The organism is Companilactobacillus mishanensis (assembly GCF_003946505.1).
In the GTDB taxonomy this organism is placed as follows: Bacteria; Bacillota; Bacilli; order Lactobacillales; family Lactobacillaceae; genus Companilactobacillus; species Companilactobacillus mishanensis.
This window is the reverse complement of the sequence record NZ_RHON01000005.1, coordinates 103,592-123,259: the sequence shown is the minus strand read 5'-3', so window position 1 is coordinate 123,259 and position 19,668 is coordinate 103,592. Positions and strand designations below refer to the sequence as shown.

General features: G+C 36.6%; 26 protein-coding genes. 23 read left to right on the top strand and 3 right to left on the bottom strand.

The genetic code is table 11. The features are described 5' to 3' along the window. Positions 1 to 73: 73 nt before the first annotated feature. From infA to EKM63_RS07160, 14 genes are all read left to right on the top strand, one after another. Positions 74 to 292 carry a translation initiation factor IF-1 gene (infA, locus tag EKM63_RS07225; RefSeq protein WP_010624903.1) on the top strand — a complete coding sequence of 73 codons (219 nt, stop codon included), beginning with the start codon at positions 74 to 76 and terminating at the stop codon, positions 290 to 292. A 32-nt stretch (positions 293 to 324) separates the two neighbouring features. Then, on the top strand, positions 325 to 441 hold the full coding sequence (gene rpmJ, locus EKM63_RS07220; protein ID WP_010018546.1) for a 50S ribosomal protein L36: 117 nt from the start codon (positions 325 to 327) through the stop codon (positions 439 to 441). 23 nt (positions 442 to 464) lie between these two features. After that, entirely contained in the window at positions 465 to 830 is a 366-nt protein-coding gene (rpsM, locus tag EKM63_RS07215) for a 30S ribosomal protein S13 (protein ID WP_125705184.1), read from the top strand. An 18-nt stretch (positions 831 to 848) separates the two neighbouring features. Next, on the top strand, positions 849 to 1,235 hold the full coding sequence (gene rpsK / locus EKM63_RS07210; RefSeq protein ID WP_010018549.1) for a 30S ribosomal protein S11: 387 nt from the start codon (positions 849 to 851) through the stop codon (positions 1,233 to 1,235). A gap of 63 nt (positions 1,236 to 1,298) precedes the next feature. After that, complete coding sequence (locus tag EKM63_RS07205; protein ID WP_125705183.1) at positions 1,299 to 2,240, top strand: DNA-directed RNA polymerase subunit alpha; 942 nt, start codon at positions 1,299 to 1,301, stop codon at positions 2,238 to 2,240. 30 nt (positions 2,241 to 2,270) lie between these two features. Next, on the top strand, positions 2,271 to 2,651 hold the full coding sequence (gene rplQ / locus EKM63_RS07200) for a 50S ribosomal protein L17 (RefSeq protein ID WP_125705182.1): 381 nt from the start codon (positions 2,271 to 2,273) through the stop codon (positions 2,649 to 2,651). 151 nt (positions 2,652 to 2,802) lie between these two features. Further along, complete coding sequence (locus EKM63_RS07195) at positions 2,803 to 3,633, top strand: energy-coupling factor transporter ATPase (protein WP_125705181.1); 831 nt, start codon at positions 2,803 to 2,805, stop codon at positions 3,631 to 3,633. Then, entirely contained in the window at positions 3,609 to 4,463 is an 855-nt protein-coding gene (locus EKM63_RS07190; RefSeq protein ID WP_125705179.1) for an energy-coupling factor ABC transporter ATP-binding protein, read from the top strand. The genes EKM63_RS07195 and EKM63_RS07190 overlap by 25 nt, the downstream gene beginning before the upstream one ends. A 4-nt stretch (positions 4,464 to 4,467) precedes the next feature. Further along, on the top strand, positions 4,468 to 5,268 hold the full coding sequence (locus tag EKM63_RS07185) for an energy-coupling factor transporter transmembrane component T family protein (protein ID WP_125705178.1): 801 nt from the start codon (positions 4,468 to 4,470) through the stop codon (positions 5,266 to 5,268). After that, the gene (gene truA, locus EKM63_RS07180; RefSeq protein WP_125705176.1) at positions 5,268 to 6,011 is read left to right on the top strand and encodes a tRNA pseudouridine(38-40) synthase TruA; all 744 of its coding nucleotides are present in this window, start codon (positions 5,268 to 5,270) and stop codon (positions 6,009 to 6,011) included. Before EKM63_RS07185 ends, truA begins: the two co-directional genes overlap by 1 nt. A gap of 129 nt (positions 6,012 to 6,140) precedes the next feature. After that, positions 6,141 to 6,584, top strand: coding sequence for a 50S ribosomal protein L13 (rplM, locus tag EKM63_RS07175; RefSeq protein WP_125705174.1), 444 nt, complete (start codon positions 6,141 to 6,143; stop codon positions 6,582 to 6,584). 13 nt (positions 6,585 to 6,597) lie between these two features. Then, positions 6,598 to 6,990 carry a 30S ribosomal protein S9 gene (rpsI, locus tag EKM63_RS07170; RefSeq protein ID WP_125705172.1) on the top strand — a complete coding sequence of 131 codons (393 nt, stop codon included), beginning with the start codon at positions 6,598 to 6,600 and terminating at the stop codon, positions 6,988 to 6,990. Between the two features lie 171 nt (positions 6,991 to 7,161). After that, positions 7,162 to 7,986: a metallophosphoesterase gene (locus tag EKM63_RS07165; RefSeq protein ID WP_125705170.1), complete on the top strand. Its 825-nt coding sequence runs from the start codon at positions 7,162 to 7,164 to the stop codon at positions 7,984 to 7,986. An 83-nt stretch (positions 7,987 to 8,069) separates the two neighbouring features. Continuing rightward, positions 8,070 to 8,633 carry an SOS response-associated peptidase gene (locus EKM63_RS07160; protein ID WP_125705167.1) on the top strand — a complete coding sequence of 188 codons (564 nt, stop codon included), beginning with the start codon at positions 8,070 to 8,072 and terminating at the stop codon, positions 8,631 to 8,633. A gap of 46 nt (positions 8,634 to 8,679) precedes the next feature. Here EKM63_RS07160 and EKM63_RS07155 read toward each other — a convergent pair whose 3' ends face one another. Next, a complete protein-coding gene (locus tag EKM63_RS07155; RefSeq protein WP_125705165.1) occupies positions 8,680 to 9,666 on the bottom strand; it encodes a zinc-binding dehydrogenase in 987 nt (328 codons plus the stop codon). 273 nt (positions 9,667 to 9,939) lie between these two features. Between EKM63_RS07155 and EKM63_RS07150 the strand changes: the two genes are divergently transcribed. The 7 genes from EKM63_RS07150 (at position 9,940) to EKM63_RS07120 (ending at position 15,634) form a co-directional block, all read left to right on the top strand. Continuing rightward, positions 9,940 to 10,935 (top strand): phosphate/phosphite/phosphonate ABC transporter substrate-binding protein, encoded by a 996-nt coding sequence (locus EKM63_RS07150; protein WP_125705163.1) that lies wholly within the window; start codon positions 9,940 to 9,942, stop codon positions 10,933 to 10,935. A gap of 11 nt (positions 10,936 to 10,946) precedes the next feature. Further along, positions 10,947 to 11,705 carry a phosphonate ABC transporter ATP-binding protein gene (phnC, locus tag EKM63_RS07145; protein WP_125705161.1) on the top strand — a complete coding sequence of 253 codons (759 nt, stop codon included), beginning with the start codon at positions 10,947 to 10,949 and terminating at the stop codon, positions 11,703 to 11,705. Further along, on the top strand, positions 11,702 to 12,505 hold the full coding sequence (locus tag EKM63_RS07140; RefSeq protein WP_125705159.1) for an ABC transporter permease subunit: 804 nt from the start codon (positions 11,702 to 11,704) through the stop codon (positions 12,503 to 12,505). Before phnC ends, EKM63_RS07140 begins: the two co-directional genes overlap by 4 nt. Beyond that, on the top strand, positions 12,502 to 13,371 hold the full coding sequence (locus EKM63_RS07135; RefSeq protein ID WP_125705157.1) for a PhnE/PtxC family ABC transporter permease: 870 nt from the start codon (positions 12,502 to 12,504) through the stop codon (positions 13,369 to 13,371). Before EKM63_RS07140 ends, EKM63_RS07135 begins: the two co-directional genes overlap by 4 nt. Positions 13,372 to 13,382: 11 nt before the next feature. Then, positions 13,383 to 14,171, top strand: coding sequence for a phosphonoacetaldehyde hydrolase (phnX, locus tag EKM63_RS07130; RefSeq protein ID WP_125705155.1), 789 nt, complete (start codon positions 13,383 to 13,385; stop codon positions 14,169 to 14,171). Positions 14,172 to 14,175: 4 nt separating this feature from the next. Then, complete coding sequence (phnW, locus tag EKM63_RS07125; protein WP_125705153.1) at positions 14,176 to 15,276, top strand: 2-aminoethylphosphonate--pyruvate transaminase; 1,101 nt, start codon at positions 14,176 to 14,178, stop codon at positions 15,274 to 15,276. Between the two features lie 103 nt (positions 15,277 to 15,379). After that, complete coding sequence (locus EKM63_RS07120; RefSeq protein ID WP_125705151.1) at positions 15,380 to 15,634, top strand: hypothetical protein; 255 nt, start codon at positions 15,380 to 15,382, stop codon at positions 15,632 to 15,634. Between the two features lie 40 nt (positions 15,635 to 15,674). Here EKM63_RS07120 and EKM63_RS07115 read toward each other — a convergent pair whose 3' ends face one another. Continuing rightward, positions 15,675 to 16,565, bottom strand: coding sequence for a DegV family protein (locus EKM63_RS07115; RefSeq protein ID WP_125705149.1), 891 nt, complete (start codon positions 16,563 to 16,565; stop codon positions 15,675 to 15,677). A 221-nt stretch (positions 16,566 to 16,786) separates the two neighbouring features. Here EKM63_RS07115 and EKM63_RS07110 point away from each other — a divergent pair, with 221 nt between their 5' ends. Next, positions 16,787 to 17,020 carry a hypothetical protein gene (locus EKM63_RS07110; protein ID WP_125705388.1) on the top strand — a complete coding sequence of 78 codons (234 nt, stop codon included), beginning with the start codon at positions 16,787 to 16,789 and terminating at the stop codon, positions 17,018 to 17,020. 44 nt (positions 17,021 to 17,064) lie between these two features. Here the strand turns inward: EKM63_RS07110 and EKM63_RS07105 are convergent, their stop codons facing one another. After that, complete coding sequence (locus EKM63_RS07105; RefSeq protein WP_125705147.1) at positions 17,065 to 18,480, bottom strand: amino acid permease; 1,416 nt, start codon at positions 18,478 to 18,480, stop codon at positions 17,065 to 17,067. A 721-nt stretch (positions 18,481 to 19,201) separates the two neighbouring features. Here EKM63_RS07105 and EKM63_RS11310 point away from each other — a divergent pair. Then, positions 19,202 to 19,372, top strand: a complete 171-nt coding sequence (locus tag EKM63_RS11310) for a hypothetical protein (protein ID WP_164504926.1) — start codon at positions 19,202 to 19,204, stop codon at positions 19,370 to 19,372. The last annotated feature ends 296 nt before the right edge of the window (positions 19,373 to 19,668 follow it).

Below are 19,668 nucleotides of genomic sequence, written 5' to 3'. Positions count from 1 at the left end.
CGTAAAATTATTGTATAATTTTGCGGTATATGCAAATGAATTTTATCCCTATGATCATTGGAGGTTAATATCTTTGGCAAAAGATGATGTCATTGAAGTAGAAGGTACAATATCAGAAACATTGCCTAATGCAATGTTTAAGGTGAAGCTTGAAAACGGAGCTACAGTTTTAGCTCATGTGTCAGGTAAAATCCGTATGCACTACATTAGAATTTTACCCGGCGATAAGGTCACTGTTGAATTGTCACCTTATGATTTAACCAAGGGAAGAATTACATATAGATATAGATAAAAAGTATTTTAATGGAATGGAGGTTCCACAATATGAAAGTAAGACCATCCGTTAAACCTATGTGTGAACACTGTAAAGTAATTAAGAGACGCGGACGCGTTATGGTTATTTGCTCTGCAGATCCAAAACACAAACAAAGACAAGGATAATTTAAAATAGGAGGTGCTAATTAATGGCTCGTATAGCAGGTGTAGATTTACCTCGTGATAAGAGAATTGTTATTGCCCTTACATACATTTTTGGTATCGGTAATACAACTGCACAAAAAGTGCTTAAGAACGCTGACGTTTCTGAAGACGTTCGTACTAGAGATTTAACTCCTGACCAAGAAGACAAAATTCGTACAGAGATCGATAAGGTCCGTGTCGAAGGTGACTTGCGTCGTGAAGTAAGTATGAACATTAAGAGACTCCAAGAAATTGGATCATACCGTGGTATGAGACACAGACGTGGATTGCCCGTTAGAGGACAAAACACAAAGAATAATGCAAGAACTCGTAAAGGCAAGAAAGTTTCTATTGCCGGTAAGAAGAAGTAGAGAATAGGAGGTTAATTCATGGCACAAAACAAAGGTCGCAAACGCCGTACTAAGAAGCATATTGAAGCTGGAGTTGCACATATCCACTCTACTTTCAATAACACACTAGTTATGATTACTGATGTTAACGGAAATGCCGTTTCATGGTCATCAGCTGGTGCACTTGGATTCAAGGGAAGCCGTAAGTCAACACCATTTGCTGCACAAATGGCTGGAGAAGCAGCTGCTAAAGAATCAATGGAACATGGTATGAAAACAGTTGAAGTAGCTGTCAAAGGACCTGGTTCAGGTCGTGAAGCCGCAATTCGTTCATTACAAGCCACAGGTTTGGAAATTACTGCAATTCGCGACGTCACACCAGTACCACATAATGGCTCACGTCCTCCAAAGCGTCGTCGTGTATAGAATGGTTTTATACCCATATGAACTAAGCTACACACATTTCGTTTTGAAAGGGGAACTAACCGAATGATCGAATTTGAAAAGCCAACCATTACGCCTGTTGAAGAAAGTAATGATCATGGTAAATATATTATCGAACCGCTTGAAAGAGGATATGGTACAACCTTAGGAAACTCTCTTCGTAGAGTTCTATTGGCATCATTACCTGGTACAGCGGTATCTGATATTCAAATAGATGGTGTATTGCATGAATTCTCAGCTGTAGAGGGTGTTATCGAAGATGTTACACAAATTGTGTTAAACATTAAGAAACTTTCTCTAAAGTCATATGCTGAAGAAGGCAGTTTAAAAGCAGAAATCGACATTGTTGGTCCTGCAACTGTTACAGCTAAAGACATTAAAGCAGATGATGATTTGGAAATATTGGATCCTGAACAACATATTTGTACTGTTGCTGATGGTGGACATTTCCATATGCAAATGACAATTAAAAATGGTCGTGGATATACTCCTGCAGAACAAAATAAAACCGATGAAACACCTATTGGCGTTTTACCAGTTGACTCAATTTTCACTCCAGTGGAAAAAGTTAACTATCAAGTTGAAAATACTCGTGTGGGTAAAAGAAACGACTTCGATAAATTGACAATCGATATCTGGACTAACGGTTCAATCGGTCCTAGAGAAGCTATTAGTTTGTCTGCTAAGATCCTTACAGAACATTTAACAAGTTTTGTAAATCTTACCGAAGAAGCTAAAAGTGCCGACATGATGATTGAAAAAGAAGAAACACAAAAAGAGAAGAAGCTTGAAATGACTATTGAAGAACTAGACTTGTCTGTTCGTTCATACAATTGTTTGAAGCGTGCTGGTATCAATACAGTGCAAGAGCTAACTGAAAAATCTGAAGCAGATATGATGCGTGTTCGTAATCTTGGACGCAAATCACTTGTTGAGGTTAAAGAAAAGCTCTCTGATCTTGGATTATCATTAAAGCAAGAAGATTAATAATATCAAATTCAAACAGGAGGTAAACACATGGGCTACCGTAAATTAGGACGCACAAGTTCTCAAAGAAAAGCAATGTTACGTGACTTAACTACTGATTTAATCATTAATGAACGTATTGTTACAACTCAAACACGTGCTAAGGAAATCAGTCGTACAACTGAAAAGATGATAACTTTAGGCAAACGTGGTGATTTGCACGCTCGTCGTATGGCTGCTGCATACGTTAGAAACGAAGTTGCTAACATTACAGAAGACGATGATGCTGTTGTTGTACAATCAGCTCTTCAAAAGTTATTCAGTGATATTGCCCCACGTTACAAAGAACGTAACGGAGGATACACACGTATCTTGAAGACTGCACCACGTCGTGGTGACGCTGCACCAATGGTTATTATTGAATTAGTTTAATAATAATAGTTTCATTAATAAAAAATCAGTCATTCTGATGAATTAGTGAGTGTTAAGATGATGGTTACATTGTAACTAAGTCTATCTCTGAGATCCTTGGAAACAAGGACACTAATTTGTCGAATGATTTTTTTTTACTCAAGGGGAACAAATGAAAAATATTATTTCAATGAAAAACGTTACTTACACATATCCAGAAGCTGAAACACATGCCACTGATGATATAAGTTTAGATATACAAGAAAATGAGTGGGTATCTATTGTTGGCCGTAATGGGAGTGGTAAGACAACGTTAACTAAGTTAATTGATGGATTAATTGATTGTGATTCAGGTGATATCTTTATTGATGGTGTAAAAATTGATGAAGATAATATTTGGGACGCACGAAAAAATATTGGTATTGTCTTTCAAAACCCTGATCATCAATTTGTTGGGGCAACTGTCGAAGATGATGTTGCTTTCGGATTAGAAAATCAGGGAGTTCAGCGTGAAGACATGATCAAAAGAGTTGATCACGCCCTCCAAATGGTAGATATGCAGGATTACAAAAAGCGTGATCCCCAATCGCTTTCTGGTGGTCAAAAGCAACGTGTAGCTATTGCCGGTGTTTTAGCAATTGAGCCTAAAATTATTATCATGGATGAGTCAACGAGCATGTTGGACCCTGATGGTCGCCGTACTGTGTTAGATTTAATTCAAAATTTACGCAAAAAGCAATCTTTAACCGTACTTTCTATTACTCACGATATTGAAGAGACACAACTTTCTGATAGAATTATAGTATTGAAGTCAGGTAAAATCGTGAAAGATTCTGATCCAAAGGGTATATACGACCTTGGACCAAAGTTGATTGATTATGGTTTAGAAGAACCCTTTACTAGTTTAGTAGCAGATGGTTTGAGAGATGAACTAGGTCAAGAAGGATACGTAAACGAAGAAGGGCTAATAGATCAATTATGCAAATTGAATTCAAAAATGTAACTCACTCATACGAATCTAACAATCCTTTATCAGGATTGGGTTTGGCTGACGTCTCTTGTAAAATTGAAGACAAGGCTTTTACTGCAATCGTTGGTAAAACTGGTAGTGGTAAATCTACATTAGTTAGACATATCAACGCATTGTTAAAACCTACTAGTGGTGAAATAAAAGTTGGCGATAGGGTGATTACACCGGAAACTAACAACAAAAATTTAAAACCACTTCGTAAGCAAGTTGGAATGGTTTTTCAGTTCCCCGAAAGCCAATTATTTGAAGATACAGTCGAAAAAGATATCATGTTTGGACCAAAGAATTTTGGTATCCCAGAAGAAGAAGCCAGAGAAGCCGCACACAAGATGATAAAAGTCGTTGGATTGAGTGAAGACTACCTTGACAGATCTCCGTTTGATTTGTCAGGTGGTCAAATGCGCCGTGTGGCGATTGCTGGAGTTTTGGCAAGTGATCCTGAAACAATTATTTTAGACGAGCCTACGGCCGGATTAGACCCCGTAGGACGTAAAGAGATAATGGATTTGTTTAAGGAGCAACAGCAAAATGGCAAAACTATTATTTTGATCACTCATAATATGGATGATGTAGCAAACTATGCAGAGACGATGATGGTGATGCATGACAGTCGATTAAGAGCTGTTGGCACGCCTAAGGATATTTTCAATGATCAGGACCTATTAGATAAGAAACTGATCAGTCTTCCCCAAAGTGCTGTATTTGCCCAAAAATTAGCTAAGAAAAACTTTAAGTTCGAGAGCCTTCCAATCACTATCAATGAATTGACAGCTGAAATAAAACAACAGATCCATGGTGAATAATTAAATGAATAAATTAATATTGGGACGATATTTACCCGGAGATTCGCTTATTTATAGACTTGATCCACGTGGTAAATTTCTTATAACATTCTATTTTATTGGGATTGTATTTTTAGCAAATAACCTAGTTTCGTATGCCTTTTTACTGCTATTTGTTTTCTTTGCTGTCTATATTTCAAAAGTTAGCATTAGTTTCTTCATAAAAGGTTTGCGACCGATGCTGTGGTTGATTCTGTTTACAGTTATGCTGCAAGCGTTCTTTACACCAAGTAATCATCCAATATGGCACTGGGCGTTTCTTTCGCTGTCAAAGGAAGGTTTGGTAATTGCCGGTTATATTTTTATCAGATTTATTCTGATTATTTTTATATCGACCTTGCTAACATTAACAACGACACCTATCGAAATTTCCGATTCGATCGAGAGTATTTTAAAACCACTTCGCGTGATCAAATTTCCAGTATCACAAGTAGCTTTAATGTTGTCGATTGCATTAAGATTTGTGCCGTTGTTGATAGATGAAACCATCAAAATTATGGATGCACAACGTGCCCGTGGTGTTGACTTTGGTGAAGGTGGTTTGATAAAGCGAATCAAGTCATTCGTACCTATTTTAATTCCTTTATTTGTTAGTAGTTTTTCGATCGCATATGATTTAGCAATTGCGATGGAATCTCGTGGATATAAGGATGGAGAAGGTAGAACAAAGTATCGGATTTTGCACTGGTCAAAACGAGATAACATTACAGTCGTTGTTATGATTGCCATAACTGTCGTTTTACTCTTCTTGAGGAGTTACAAATAATGACTAGATATAAGCTAACGATTGCCTATGATGGTGCAAAATTTCACGGTTTCCAGCGTCAAAATGAATTGCGCACAGTCCAGGGAGTTTTAGAAAAAGCTCTGGCCAAGATGACCAAGGGACAGCATGTGGATGTTATTGGTTCAGGAAGGACCGATGCTGGTGTCCATGCATTTGGTCAGGTGATTCATTTCGACTATCCAGGTAATATGCCAGCTGAAAATATGCTAAAAGCCGTTAATTCACTGATGCCGTTAGATGTGATCGTCAAACAATCAGAAATCGTTGACGAAAACTTTCACGCTAGATTTGGTGTTAAGAAGAAGACCTATGAATATCGAGTCGACTGTGGACACTATACTGATCCGTTCAAACGTTTTTATACTGGTCATTATCCATATACATTTAAAGTTGAACCGATACAAGTTGCAATCAAAGACCTGCTTGGAACTCATGACTTTACTAGCTTTGCAGCCTCTGGCGGCGTTATAGAAGATAAAGTTAGAACGATTTATGATGCTAAAGTTGAATATAGGGCTGATCAAAACGAATTAGTCTTTCAGTTTACTGGAAACGGATTTCTATATAATATGGTTAGAATTCTAGTGGCAACGTTGCTGGAAATTGGCAATGGACGTCGTGACGAGCATGATCTATTAAGACTATTTGAAGTAAAAGATAGGCAAGAAGCAAGAGGGACAGCACCCGCAAGTGGACTATATTTAAAAGAAGTATTTTACTAAAGAAATATCGTTTGATGTTATTGACTTATCAGTGAATACCAAGTATTATTGTACCTGGTATTGTTTGCCCCACGATAAGCCCCGGAATCTTATTGAGTGTCAAACAGACAGAAATTTGGAGGAAAACAAATGCGTACAACACCATTAGCAAAAGCAAGTGAAGTTGAACGTAAATGGTATGTTGTTGATGCAACTGACGTTGTTCTAGGTAGAATTTCATCAGTTGTTGCCGCTATTCTTAGAGGTAAGAACAAGCCAATTTACACACCTAACGTTGATACAGGTGATAATGTTATTATCATCAATGCAGAAAAAGTTAGATTAACAGGTAAGAAAGCTAAGAACAAAATCTATTATTCTCACTCGGATCATCCAGGTGGGTTGAAGAGCATCAGTGCTGGTGAAAAGAGAGACAAGACACCAGAACGTTTGATCGAAGATTCAATTCGCGGTATGTTACCAAAGAATAGCTTGGGTCGTCAAGAATTCTTGAAGTTGCATGTTTATGCAGGTCCAGAACACAAGAACCAAGCACAAAATCCAGAGATGTTGGATATCAACAAACTAATTTAAGGAGGAAAACATTTTGGCAGAAGTATTTTATGCTGGAACAGGACGCCGTAAAGATTCAGTTGCACGTGTTCGACTAGTTCCAGGAAACGGTAAAATTACTATCAACAAACGCGATGTCAAAGATTATATTCCTTTTGACAATTTGATTGCTGATATGAGACAACCATTAGATATTACTGAAACAGGCTCAAACTATGACGTTATTGCTAACGTTAATGGTGGAGGCTTCTCAGGACAAGCTGGAGCTATCAGACATGGTATCGCTCGTGCACTACTTAATGTAGATCCTGACTTCCGTGCAGCACTTAAGAGTGCCGGCTTCTTAACACGTGACCCTCGTATGAAGGAACGTAAGAAACCAGGTCTTAAGAAGGCACGTAAGGCTTCACAATTTTCAAAACGTTAATACAAATCTCAAATATTACTTTTTGGAGCACTCACCATTCGGTGGGTGTTTTTTTATATCCATTATTTGATTATTTGGTATAAAAAGTTTGATTGTGTTATTAGATGATATTGATTTCATGATTGTGTATAGTGTCTTATTACACTCATATTTAATTCGTGGAGGCAAAGAATGAAAACCATCTTAGTTGGAGATATTCATCTAAAAGCGAGAATTATGTTACCTTTGGTAGATCAAGTAGTCCATGAACAGGGAGCACAACAAATTATCTTAATGGGTGATTATTTAGATGATTATGGTTGTACAGAAGATGCCCGATTATATTTAGATGAATTGAATTTCTTAATTGATTGGAAAATCAAAATGGAAGCTTCTGATATAAAGATAATTTCTCTACTTGGAAATCATGATGCACCATATCTAACCGGGGAATTACGCGGTTATTCTTTAAAATCTGATTTTAATATGTTAACGGGAAATCAGGATATATCAGACGTTATTTCTGATAAATTACTGAAGTTGGGAGTCCAGGTGGCATTTCAGTTAGATGATTTTCTGGTCTCTCATGCTGGATATTGTCGTGGAATAAAGCAAAGGAAGTGGCATTTAAGACCAATCACAATGAGTGATAAAGATTTACGTTGGGTTAGCGAATTAGATAATCATATAGGATCAAGAGGTGGTTTTGGATATAATGGAAGTCCAATTTGGGCGGACTTTAGAGATTTAGTTAGGAACCCATCTCTTGATGTGACGAATCAAATTGTAGGTCATACACCTCAAAGGACTATAATTTTTGATGAAGAAAAAGATGTTCACTATCAATTAGTCGATATTGACACCTTCACATTAAGATTCGAGGAAGAAACTAACCAATATAAGTATATGGGAGATGGTAGTTTATTACTTTATTCGAACGGTGAGCTGGAATCCATTGCAACTAACTGGATGAACAAAGATAATCTGAAAGTATTAATGGATCAACGCCATCCTTAAAAATATTGAGTCAATTAATCGTGGAAAATGGAATTAATAGTATACTGATATTATTATGATATTTATTCACAGGAGGGATCAGGATGTGTGGACGTTTTATGTTTCAACCAGATAAAAATCCGGAAATCGGTCAGATATATAAGCTGGCTGTGGAAAACGGATTTAAACCTAAGACTGGTGAAATATTTCCCACAGATGAGACGGCATTGATTATTGCTGGGGATAATCGAGTTCAGGTAGTTGGCATGAAATGGGGTTTCCCTGGATTCAAACCAGGGCAATCACTTATAAATGCGCGCTCTGAAACTGTACGTCAAAAATCTATGTTTGCAGATTCTTTCAACAAACGTCGTTGTGTATATCCGACGACTGGATTTTTTGAATGGCGACAAGACAAAACAAAGTTTCGGTTCAATTTCGACAATCATCCAACTACTTTGTTTATTGGAGGTTGTTATAACTACTTTAATAACGTTCCTCAAAGCATTTTATTCACGACTAAGCCAAATGAATCAATGATACAAATCCATGATCGTATGCCTCTGATTTTGGCTAAGAATCAAATAAATCGCTGGATCTATGATGATGAATTCGCCGTAGAAATGCTCGAAAGTGAAATGCCTCAGTTAATATCTGAAATCAACTAATAAAAATGACTCATTCCTTTGATATCTGGAATGAGTCATTTTTCGTCTATAATGTTGCAATAATTTTTCCTTCAACGTGACCTTCTTGCAAGTCAGAAAGCCCATCAGGAATATTTTCAAAAGGTATAATTTTATCAACAATCGTTGTTAATTTACCGGCTCCTAAAAGGTTAACTAGTTCATTTGCCATTACAGCTAAGTCATTTTGTTGGTTACGATAACCACTCTGGTGAACCCCACCTAAATTGACGCTAAGAACACTTTGACCTTTTGCACCCAAATCATAGTTGTCCAGATTGGGTTGTCCTACGATCGTTATTAAGCCACCATTATATGCAAGTCTGTGTAAATCTTTGTTTTCCTCACTTGAGCTCACGGAATCAATAATCACGTCTACACCATTGCCATGAGTAATCTCATTTATCCGCATATCCACATTTTCGCTTTTATAATCAATGATGTAGTCAGCACCAAGATTCTTGACCCATTGTTTTTTGTGCTCCGAAACGGTGGTAATGACTGTTAGCCCGTGGAGTTTAGCGAGTTGGATGGTGATGCTACCAACGCCACCGGCACCAGCGTGGATAAGAATAGTATTTTTACCATTTAGGTTCATTTTACGTTCAATGGCTTGATAGGCTGTCATTCCATTGCATAAAACTGAAGCTGCATCTTCATAGGCAACGTTATCAGGAATCCTGCCAATTACATTGTTACCGGCTTTTGCATATTCAGCGAAAACTCCATCTTTGGTCAAGTCAGAGTGAAAGAGGACTCGTTCGCCTTTCTGAAAATTGTTAGGATTATTTTCACCAATTTCTACAACTTCACCTGCTGCGTCCAATCCCAAGACGTGGGGATAGATCCATTTGGAGTTGTGGCTCTTAACCAATTTATAGTCGACCGGGTTCAAACCAACTGCCTTAACTTTTACCAACACTTCATTTTCATTAATTATTGGAAGTGGGATATTATTGATTTCTAAGTCTGAAACTGCACGTTTGTCAGCATTTTGAATAGTAAAAGCTTTCATTTTTATTCTCCTTTAAAACATAAATATTTATTCATTTTGTAAGCAAACAACGGTAATAAAAACCCAATACCCATGCAAATTTGACGTCATTTTTCAAATGTATATTTTTTGTGTATGAATCTTTACATTAACAGGAAATCTTTACAATTAATCTACATTGAATTTACATTGGCCTGTTATTCTTGTAAATGTTCTTAAAAAAAGTATTGGAAAGTTGGTATGGTTTTTATGAAAAAAGGGCGGTTTTTAACAGTTTGTTTAGGGGTAATGCTTATGGCACTTCTTGGTGGTACGTTAGCCGGTTGTTCAAGCAAAAATAGTTCAGCAGATGGTGGCGATTCAAAGAAGCTTTCAATCGTATTTTATCCTAACGAATCTGCAAAAGACTACTTGACTTCACGTAACGAATTGAAGGCAAAATTAGAAAAAGCTACTGGTAAGAAAGTTGAAATCAAAACAACTACAGATTACAACGTAGCAATCGAAGCTATCTCTTCTGGTAAAGCTCAATTAGCTTTCATGGGAGCAGATGGTTATATCAAAGCTCGTAATTTGAACAAAGCAGTTGAACCTATTTTAACAGAATCAGGTCCAGATGGAACATTCAAGGGTGCTAGCTATCGTTCATACCTTATGGTTCCTGAAAAAGAAGCTGATAACTACAAGACAAATGGTAAATACAGCTTAGATAAAGTTAAAGGTAAGAAGATCTCATTCGTTTCAGCAAGTTCAACTTCAGGTTACGCAGTTCCAACTTACGAAATTCAAAAACATTTCAAATTAAAGAATAAAGATTCATTCGCCGAAAGTGGCAAGTTCTTCAGCAAGGTTCTATATGGTAACTCACATCCAGGTTCAGCAGTTAACTTACTAAAGGGTGACGTTGACATTGCAGCATTTGATGATATTGATTTAACTCCATTCTTGAAGGTTACATCAGGTAACTATTCAGATGCAGGTTCAGTATTCACAGTTAAAGATGATGCAACAGCTCCATTCGTAGATTACCGTGGACAAAAAGTTGTTAACATTTCAACTCTTCCCGTACAAAATGGTCCAGTTGTAGCAAACACTAAAGCATTAAGTGATAAAGATAAAAAAGCTATCCAAAAATTATTCACATCTAAAGAAGTTAGTGATGATCCTAAATTGTTCGCAAAAGATGACGCAAAAGTTCCTGCATTATGGCACAAAAAGGGCGACAAATCACAACTTCTAAAAGTTGATGATAACTGGTACAAACCAACTCACGAATTGATCGGTAAATAGGAGGCATATTGATGCTGGAAGTTAAGAATTTAGCTAAGAGTTACCAAAAAGATAAACCGGCGTTGACAGATATTTCATTCAAAGTTGACAGTGGTAAATTTGTAGCAATCATCGGACCATCTGGTGCTGGTAAAACTACAATTTTAAGAAGTTTGAATCAACTAATTAAGGATGATGATGGGCAAATCTTATTAGATGGTGAAGATATCCGTGCAGCAAACAAAGCAGAACTAAGAAAACTTCGACGCCAAATCGGTATGATTTTTCAGAACTACAATCTTGTTGAACGACTAACGGTTATCGAGAATGTCCTCCATGGACGTCTTGGCTACAAGTCAACGATTTCTGGCATGATAGGTCGCTATACTGAAGAAGAAAAACGTGAAGCTTTAGAGTTATTAGATAAAGTAGGATTATCAGAATTTGCTCTTCAACGCTGTTCTGAATTAAGTGGTGGACAAAAACAACGTGTGGGTATTGCCCGTGCATTGATCCAACATCCAAAGGTGATTCTTTGTGATGAACCTATTGCATCACTTGATCCTGCTTCCGCACAAAATGTTATGAAGTTGTTGAAAGACTTAACAGTTGAATTCAATATTATCTGCATTGCTAACTTGCATCAAATTGGTTTGGCAAAAGAACATGCTGATCAAATCATTGGTATCCGTAAAGGACAGATGGTTTATAACGATGTTTCTGAAAACCTTTCTGAAGATGCTATTGCTGACTTGTATGGTACTGCAGCAGTTAAGGAGTTAGTAGAATGAAACAACCAAAAGTAAATGCGGCAAAGTTTCTAGGTAAGAAACGTATGATGCAAACAGCTGCAATTGCCATTATCGGTGGTATTTATTTTATCAGTTGTTTGGTTTTACAATTCAATACTGTTGAGGGAATCATGTCGGTTCCTAAGGCCTTCACTTGGTTGGCAGTTAACTTCCAGCCAACTCCTGAGTCAATGTCATATTTGCCTCAAATCGGAATTAAATTACTTGAAACTATTTTAATGGCAATTGCTTCTGTGGTGGTAGCAGCAGTCATCGCGATAGTTTTCGCGATTTTAGGTTCAAAGGTAACAGGTATCAGCAAATCAATGCAGATATTTGTACGCGGATTAGCATCGTTCTTCAGAAATATACCTTTGGTTGCTTGGGCAATGATCTTACTTTTCTCATTCAAGCAAAGTAACTTTACTGGTTTTCTAGCATTGTTATTTATGACAATTGGTTTCTTGATCCGTGCGTTCATGGAAATCATTGAAGATGAAGCTGGTGAGTCAATGTTGGCTCTTGAAGCAACTGGTGCTAGTTACTTCCAAGTTATTTTCCAAGGTGTTATTTCTCAAATCATCCCTAGTTTGATCAGTTGGATCTTATACATGATTGAGAATAACGTTCGTGATGCAACTTTAGTAGGAATCCTAACAGGTACTGGTATTGGATTTGTTTTCGATTTGTACTATAAAAGTTTTAGATTTGATGCGGCCGGTATGACTGTTTTGGCAATCATTATTGTCGTAATTGTACTTGAATTGTTGTCGAATCAAATTAGAAAGGTGATCCTATGATTTCTAAAGATGAAGCACAACCAATATTACGTAAGCCTTCACTAAGGCCGGATCCGCAACCAAAACGCATTAAATTGCACAAGTCTAGTGGCTCTCAATGGATGATCAACTCTGTCTTTATTTCATTGATCTTGATTACCATATATACATTGACACATCTCAATACTGAGAATGTTAAATTATCCGATGCGTTCCATGGTTTAGGGATGACATTGAATCAAATCTTCTTTCAACCAAATGCTGGTTCTGATGGGATCGTAGTTTTACTTCAAGCATTAGGTTCAAGTGTATTGCTGGCCATCGTCACAACGATAATCGGAGCCGTGGTTGGATTTGTATTAGCAGTTCTTGCTTCACGAAATCTAACCAACGCATACTTAGGTGCCGGTATTCGTTCAGCAATGGCAATTATCCGTGCAATTCCAACTATTTTGTGGGCGTTGATTTTCTCTATTGCAGTTGGCTTAGGTCCTGCTGCAGCGATTATGGGGCTAAGCTTTCATAGTATTGCTTACCTTACAAAAGCTTATTCAGAAAGTATTGAAGAAATAGATCAATCAACAATTGAGGCTTTAAAAGTTACAGGTTGTAAATTCTGGGTAATCGTATTCCAAGCTGTCTGGCCAACTATTATACCTTCTTTGGTATCATGGACGTTCATTCGTTTGGAAATCAATTTCGCCAATGCCATCGCTGTTGGTGCAGCAGCTGGTGCTGGTGGGATCGGTTATCAATTATTCGTTGCTAGTGGAATGAGTTTTGATTTCCATGAAGTAGGGATGATTGTTTACATGGTTATCATTGTTGCCATGTTACTAGAATTCGTAGCCGTTAAAATTAGACAACATTATTTAACTACAAAATAGGAGAGAATTTCATGATAGAAGCAGTAATTTTTGATTGGGCTGGAACAACAGTCGATTATGGTAGTTTAGCTCCAGTGGCAGCATTTAGAGCTGCGTTCAATGAAAAAGGCATCTCCCCAACTGATGAAGAAATCAGACAATTTATGGGAATGTCTAAATGGGATCACATTGGTGAACTTTTAAGTTTAACAACTATTAAAGACCAATGGATGGATAAATACGGTGAATTACCAACTCTTGATGACAGAAAATCATTATTTTCAACGTTTGAAGCTAAACTAATGGCACAGTTAGTTGAATCTACAGAATTGAAACCTGGATTACTATCTGTTATTTCATACTTGAATAATACTGGAATCAAGATCGGTACTACAACTGGATATACTGCAGAAATGATGGCTGCCGTTCAACGAGGTGCTGCTGCACTTGGTTACGCGCCTGAAACCGTTGTAACAGCTGAAGATGTTGATGGACACGGTCGTCCTGCTCCTAACATGATTTTAAGTATTTTATCGGAGTTCGGTGTTGTTGATCCTGATAACGCTGTAAAAATCGGTGATACTTTGGTTGATATCGAAGAAGGTCAAAACGCTGGAGTTAAGACTATCGGTATTGTTGAAGGTAGTAGTTTGATGGGCCTTACTGAAGCTGAATTTGAAAACTTATCCATTGATGAACGTGAAGCAGCACGAGAAGCTGTACGTGCGTCATTTAATTCTGTAAATGCAGATTACATTATTAACAACCTTTCAGAGTTACCTGAAGCTTTGGATCGATTAAATCAATTAAAGGAAATATAAGACGATGGAAAATGAATATTTATTACTTACACCTGGTCCATTAACAACATCTAAAACAGTTAAAGCCGCTATGAATATGGATTACTGTACTTGGGATGATGATTATAAGGAAATGACACAATCAATTCGTCAATCACTTTTGGATATTGCTAAAGTGGATTCGCAAGAATACACTGCAGTACCGATCCAAGGTAGTGGTACATACGGAGTGGAGTCTGTCATTGGTTCCATTGTTCCTAGCGAAGGTCATTTGATGGTCGCTATGAATGGTTCTTACGGTGAAAGAATAGGTCAGATTGCTGACGTTTATGATATTGACCATGTTGATTTAAAAGTTGACGAACAACAACCTGTAACTGCAGAATTGGTCAAAGCTGAAATTAGTGCTCATCCAGAGATCAATCATTTTGCTATGATCCATTGTGAGACTACAACAGGGATTTTAAACCCTATTGAAAGTATCATTCCTTGGTTGAAAGAACGTGGAATTGTTACGATAGTTGATGCAATGAGTAGTTTTGGTGGTATTCCGATCGATGTTAAAAATTTAGATATCGATTTCTTGATCAGTAGTACCAATAAATGTATCCAAGGTGTTCCAGGATTTTCATTTGTTATTGCTAATAGATCTATTCTTGAGGCATCAAAGGGTACGGCACGCAGTTTGTCGTTAGATCTTTATGACCAGTATCAAGAAATGGAAAAAAATCATGGTAAGTGGCGTTTTACTTCACCTACACATGTTGTCCATGCGTTTGCCCAAGCATTGACAGAACTTAAGATTGAGGGTGGCGTTGAAAAAAGATATGAAAGATATCTTGCAAATCAGCGTCAACTAACTCAAGGGATGGAAAAGCTTGGTTTCAAACAATTGATCGATAATGAATGGCAATCACCAATCATTACTTCATTCAGATATCCAAGTGAAGAATTCGATTTTGCTAAGTTCTATCAACAACTTAAATTTGCTGGATTCGTTATTTATCCAGGAAAAATTTCTATGGTACCAACTTTCCGAATCGGAAATATTGGTGAAGTTTATCAAGATAATATTTCAGAATTACTTGAAGCAATTTCTCAAATCACTAGTGCCACAGTAGAATAAAAAAGAGTCGACCCTTTGGTCGACTTTTTTTGATTTTTACATGCTGGTTTATTGAATGGAGTATGTTAAACTATTCACAGAGTAGCGGTGAGGAGGTAAAATTATGTGTGGAGTAAGTTCCGAGGCAATGACTAAAGAAAGATTTCTTTCGATGTATCCAGATTTTATGCATCGTTTTTCTCATATGGGGTTTGACTTACAAAACTTTATAATCAACGATTTGAAGCTGATTTCATTATTTAAACAGCGGGAATCCATTTGCACAGAAGTGGATAATGATGATGAAATTGAGCGTAATTCAGAAGACGTCGAAGATCAAGTTAATGCCTTGATTGAAGAATATAATGAAGAACACTAAAAAAGACTAATGTGAAAGCATTAGCCTTTTTATTATTTCGTTATAATATAATTTTTCCGGATTCATCGAATACTTCTTTAGACCATCCTAAGACATACGCGTTGGTACCAAGATGTGCTCCAATAACAGGACCAATTTGGCCAATCTCAACATCTAATTCAGGATATTTTGTTTGTATCTTTTTTTGCCAATCTTTCATGGATTCAAGATTGTTTGTTCCGGTCAGATAAACATGCATTTTATATCCAGATTTCTGTCGGATATCTTCAAATTCATCTTCAATAAAGTGGATTGCTCGGCGCATGGTTCTGATTTTGTTTGTTGCTACTATTTTATGTTCAGGATTGTTCATTGTTAATACTGGTTTAATTCGCAACAAACCGCCGGTGAAAGCAGCGGCATTTGTTAAACGTCCACCATGTACCAGATTTTTGAGGTCATCAACAACAAAATATTCTCCGATGGTCTTTTTCAAATCATCTATTCTTGATAATTTATCATCGATCTCCAAGTCTGTTTTGACAAGTTCTGATGCATATTTAACTAAATAGCCCATTGGTTGGATCGATAGGAAAGAATCAACAGGATATACCTTTGGACCTTCATAATCTTTAACTGCTGTTACTAGGTTATTGTAGAATCCAGTGATCCCGCTTGTGATATGTATGCTAATGATGGTGTCAAAACCTTGCTTGGCAACATTGTCATAGAAATCAAACATTTCTTGCATACTTGGTGGAGCAGTTGTTGGAAATTCTGCGGATGTGGCTAATTCATCATAGAATTGTGCATCGGAAATATCGATTCCCTCATGATAAAATTTGCCGTCCATTTGGACTGAAAAATGAATCATAAATACGTTATCCATCTTTTGTACGTCAGCTTTACTCAAGCCAGACGTGCTATCTGTAACAATTGCTATCTTGCTCATTAATATTACTCTCTCCCTGTTTTGACGATCCCCGTAGTTGATCGATATAAAACTATTGTGAAACTCCCCGACACAATAATAATTTTGCATTCAAAGAAAAATTACCATTGCAATTTATCAATGTCAATATTGTTAGTATATTACATTAAGCATACTAGACACCATTAATCTTTTACAAATGATATAATTTCTGAAAAAGGAGGCAGGTAAGATTGACGTTCATGGCAGCAAGTACTTCAAGTGCATTACCATTGATTGCAGCGGTAGTAGTGGCAGTATTTGTAATTATTTGGCTTCTGATCAAGACTGGTATTGCATTGTTTCATCATCCAATAATTGGTATTTTATTGATCGTGTTCGGAATCCTTGGACTCTGGAACTATATGATCATTGGAATCGGAATTATAGTTGGTGGGATAGTCTTCCTAGTCCTAGCAGCATTTTTCAACAATTAAATTTAGACAGCAAAAAAGGTGCAAATATTTTGCACCTTTTTTATTTAATTTGCTTTATTCAAGTGTGAGTGTTTCTTTGCATATCCAAAGTAGATACACATACCGATTGCGAACCATACAACGAATCTCAACCATGTTTCCCAGTTAAGTCCGGCAATAAGCATTAGACAGAAGGCAATCGCTATAATAGGTGTGAATGGAACCCCAGGTGCTTTAAATCCACGGTGGATCTCTGGATGTTTATGACGCATCCAAAGTACACCAGCTGAAACTAAGATAAATGCTGTTAATGTACCAATGTTAACAAGTTCTGATAAAATATTTAAGTTAATGAAGCCTGCTGTGACAGCTGTGACGATTCCAAAGAACCAAGTACCCTTGTAAGGAGTTTGATGTTGTAGACTAACATCGCCGAAGAATTTTGGAAATAGTCCATCACGAGACATTGAGTATGTAATTCTGGATTGTCCATATAATTGGACTAGGATAACAGTTGTCATGCCTAAAATGGCTCCGATGCTGACGATGATCGATAGCCAAGTTTGTCCGGTTTGATGTAAAACAGCCAGGATAGGAGCGTCCAGGTATTTAGCAAAGACTGTGTATTTTACAACACCAGTCATGATTAGAGTCATTGTGATGTATAAAACAGTTGAAATAAGTAGTGAAAGTAAAATACCTCGAGGAAGTGTCTTGCTTGGGTTTACAGTTTCCTCAGCACTAGATGAAACTGAATCAAATCCGATGAATGAGAAGAATACGATCGATGCGGCAGGGATGACTCCGGCGGAAGTTCCTTTGTGGAATGAATACCAGCCGTAAGGTGTAAATGGATGCCAGTTTCTAGTTTTAACGAACCAAACTGTACAAACAATGAATAAAATAATTACTCCAAGTTTGATGATAACCATTGTGTCGTTGACGTGTTTTGTTTGATTGATTCCCATGGCAATAATACAAGTAATAAGAAGAACGATTACGAATGCAGGAAGATTAAAGAATGTATGTACACCAGGTGTTGTCCCAGCGGCTGCGGTCAATGCAGTTGGAATGTGAATGCCTAAGTTGCCCATTAAGTTAACAAAGTAACCTGACCAGCCTGCAGCGACTGTGGCTGCTCCTAAGGCATATTCCAAAAGTAGATCCCAGCCAATGATAAAGGCAACGATTTCGCCAAATGAAATATATGAATACGTATATGCTGATCCAGCGACGGGTGCCATTGAAGCGAATTCAGCGTAACAGAGACCAGCAAACCCACAACAAATCGCTGCGATTAGAAATGATAGGGCTAATGACGGCCCAGTAGTCAATGCTCCTTTACCAGTTAAAACGAAAATCCCCGTTCCGATTATCGCTCCGATACCCAAGAAGGTAAGGTCCCAAGTATGAAGCGTTCTTTTTAAGGGAGATTGTCGGTTCAAAAGATCATTGACATCTTTTTTTCTGAAGATGTCCATAATTATTACACCACCTTATTTATAAATTGCCTTATTTTATATCCATTCATAATATAAATACCAGGTTTATGAATTTTCACTATTATTGCTATTAAGGCTGGTGTAATAGGGATGAATAATGTGAAAACGAAGTTTTGAAAGAATTATTTATAAAAATAGAATTAATATTTAGGCGAGACTAATAAATATTTGTCTTTTACGTCAGGCGATTGCAAAAATAATTAGTTTCAAACAAAGAAAAATCAATTATTTTAATAATATGATTTAGAAAGTATATTTATAGGATCAATTTAAAATACCGGTCATATTTATGTTTAAGGAAAGTTTTGAATGTCCTTACATTAATAACCTAATTATATAAACAGTTAAAATAATCTATACAATATTAGAATATATATTAAAAGTATTAAAAACATGCAGCTATTATTATCATCAATATATACTGAATAGTTTTGAAAACACTTTAAACACCGATTAATAACAGGTTTTTGATTATTAAACGTTACATATTTTTGTATAAATCGATTATTAAAAAGCATGTCAAAAAAATAATGAAAGAATACGTTTTCAAAGCTATGCAACCGATTGTTTAGAAATGAAAGTTAACTTATAATTTATTTGTAAGGAAAATTAAAAACGTTTAGTTTTCTTTACCGTAATTGAATTCCCAATCAACAATACGCATGTCATACTATGAGAAAATTGGTTAGGAGTAGGGACGATGATGATGTTAAAAGTAAATAACGAACGCTCACTAAATCAAGCAATAACTGCTAAAGTAAATAATTTACAAGTGACTGACCAAGCCTTTGATTTTTGTAAGGAAGCCCGTACCTATGCGGATAGTCTTACACAGGCTGAGGTTAAAAATACTCAATTGACGAATAGATAAAAGACTTTTAACTCACTTTATAAAAAGATGAGATCAGCTCTTAGAACAAAAACCGCAAAGCAAAAAGAAAATTTACAAACACAAATAACAAGCCAATATATGATCAGAGAATCAAATAATGGTAATGCATACGAATTAATTCGTGATACATTGGTATAGAAGTTATAAGGATGAGATATTTATATATCTCATCCTTATTTTTTTGTATATACCAATCTTTTCTGAAAAACTAATAATATAATTATAAACGCTTACAAAGGTTAAAATATAAAACAAAGTACTTGAAACAGCCTAAC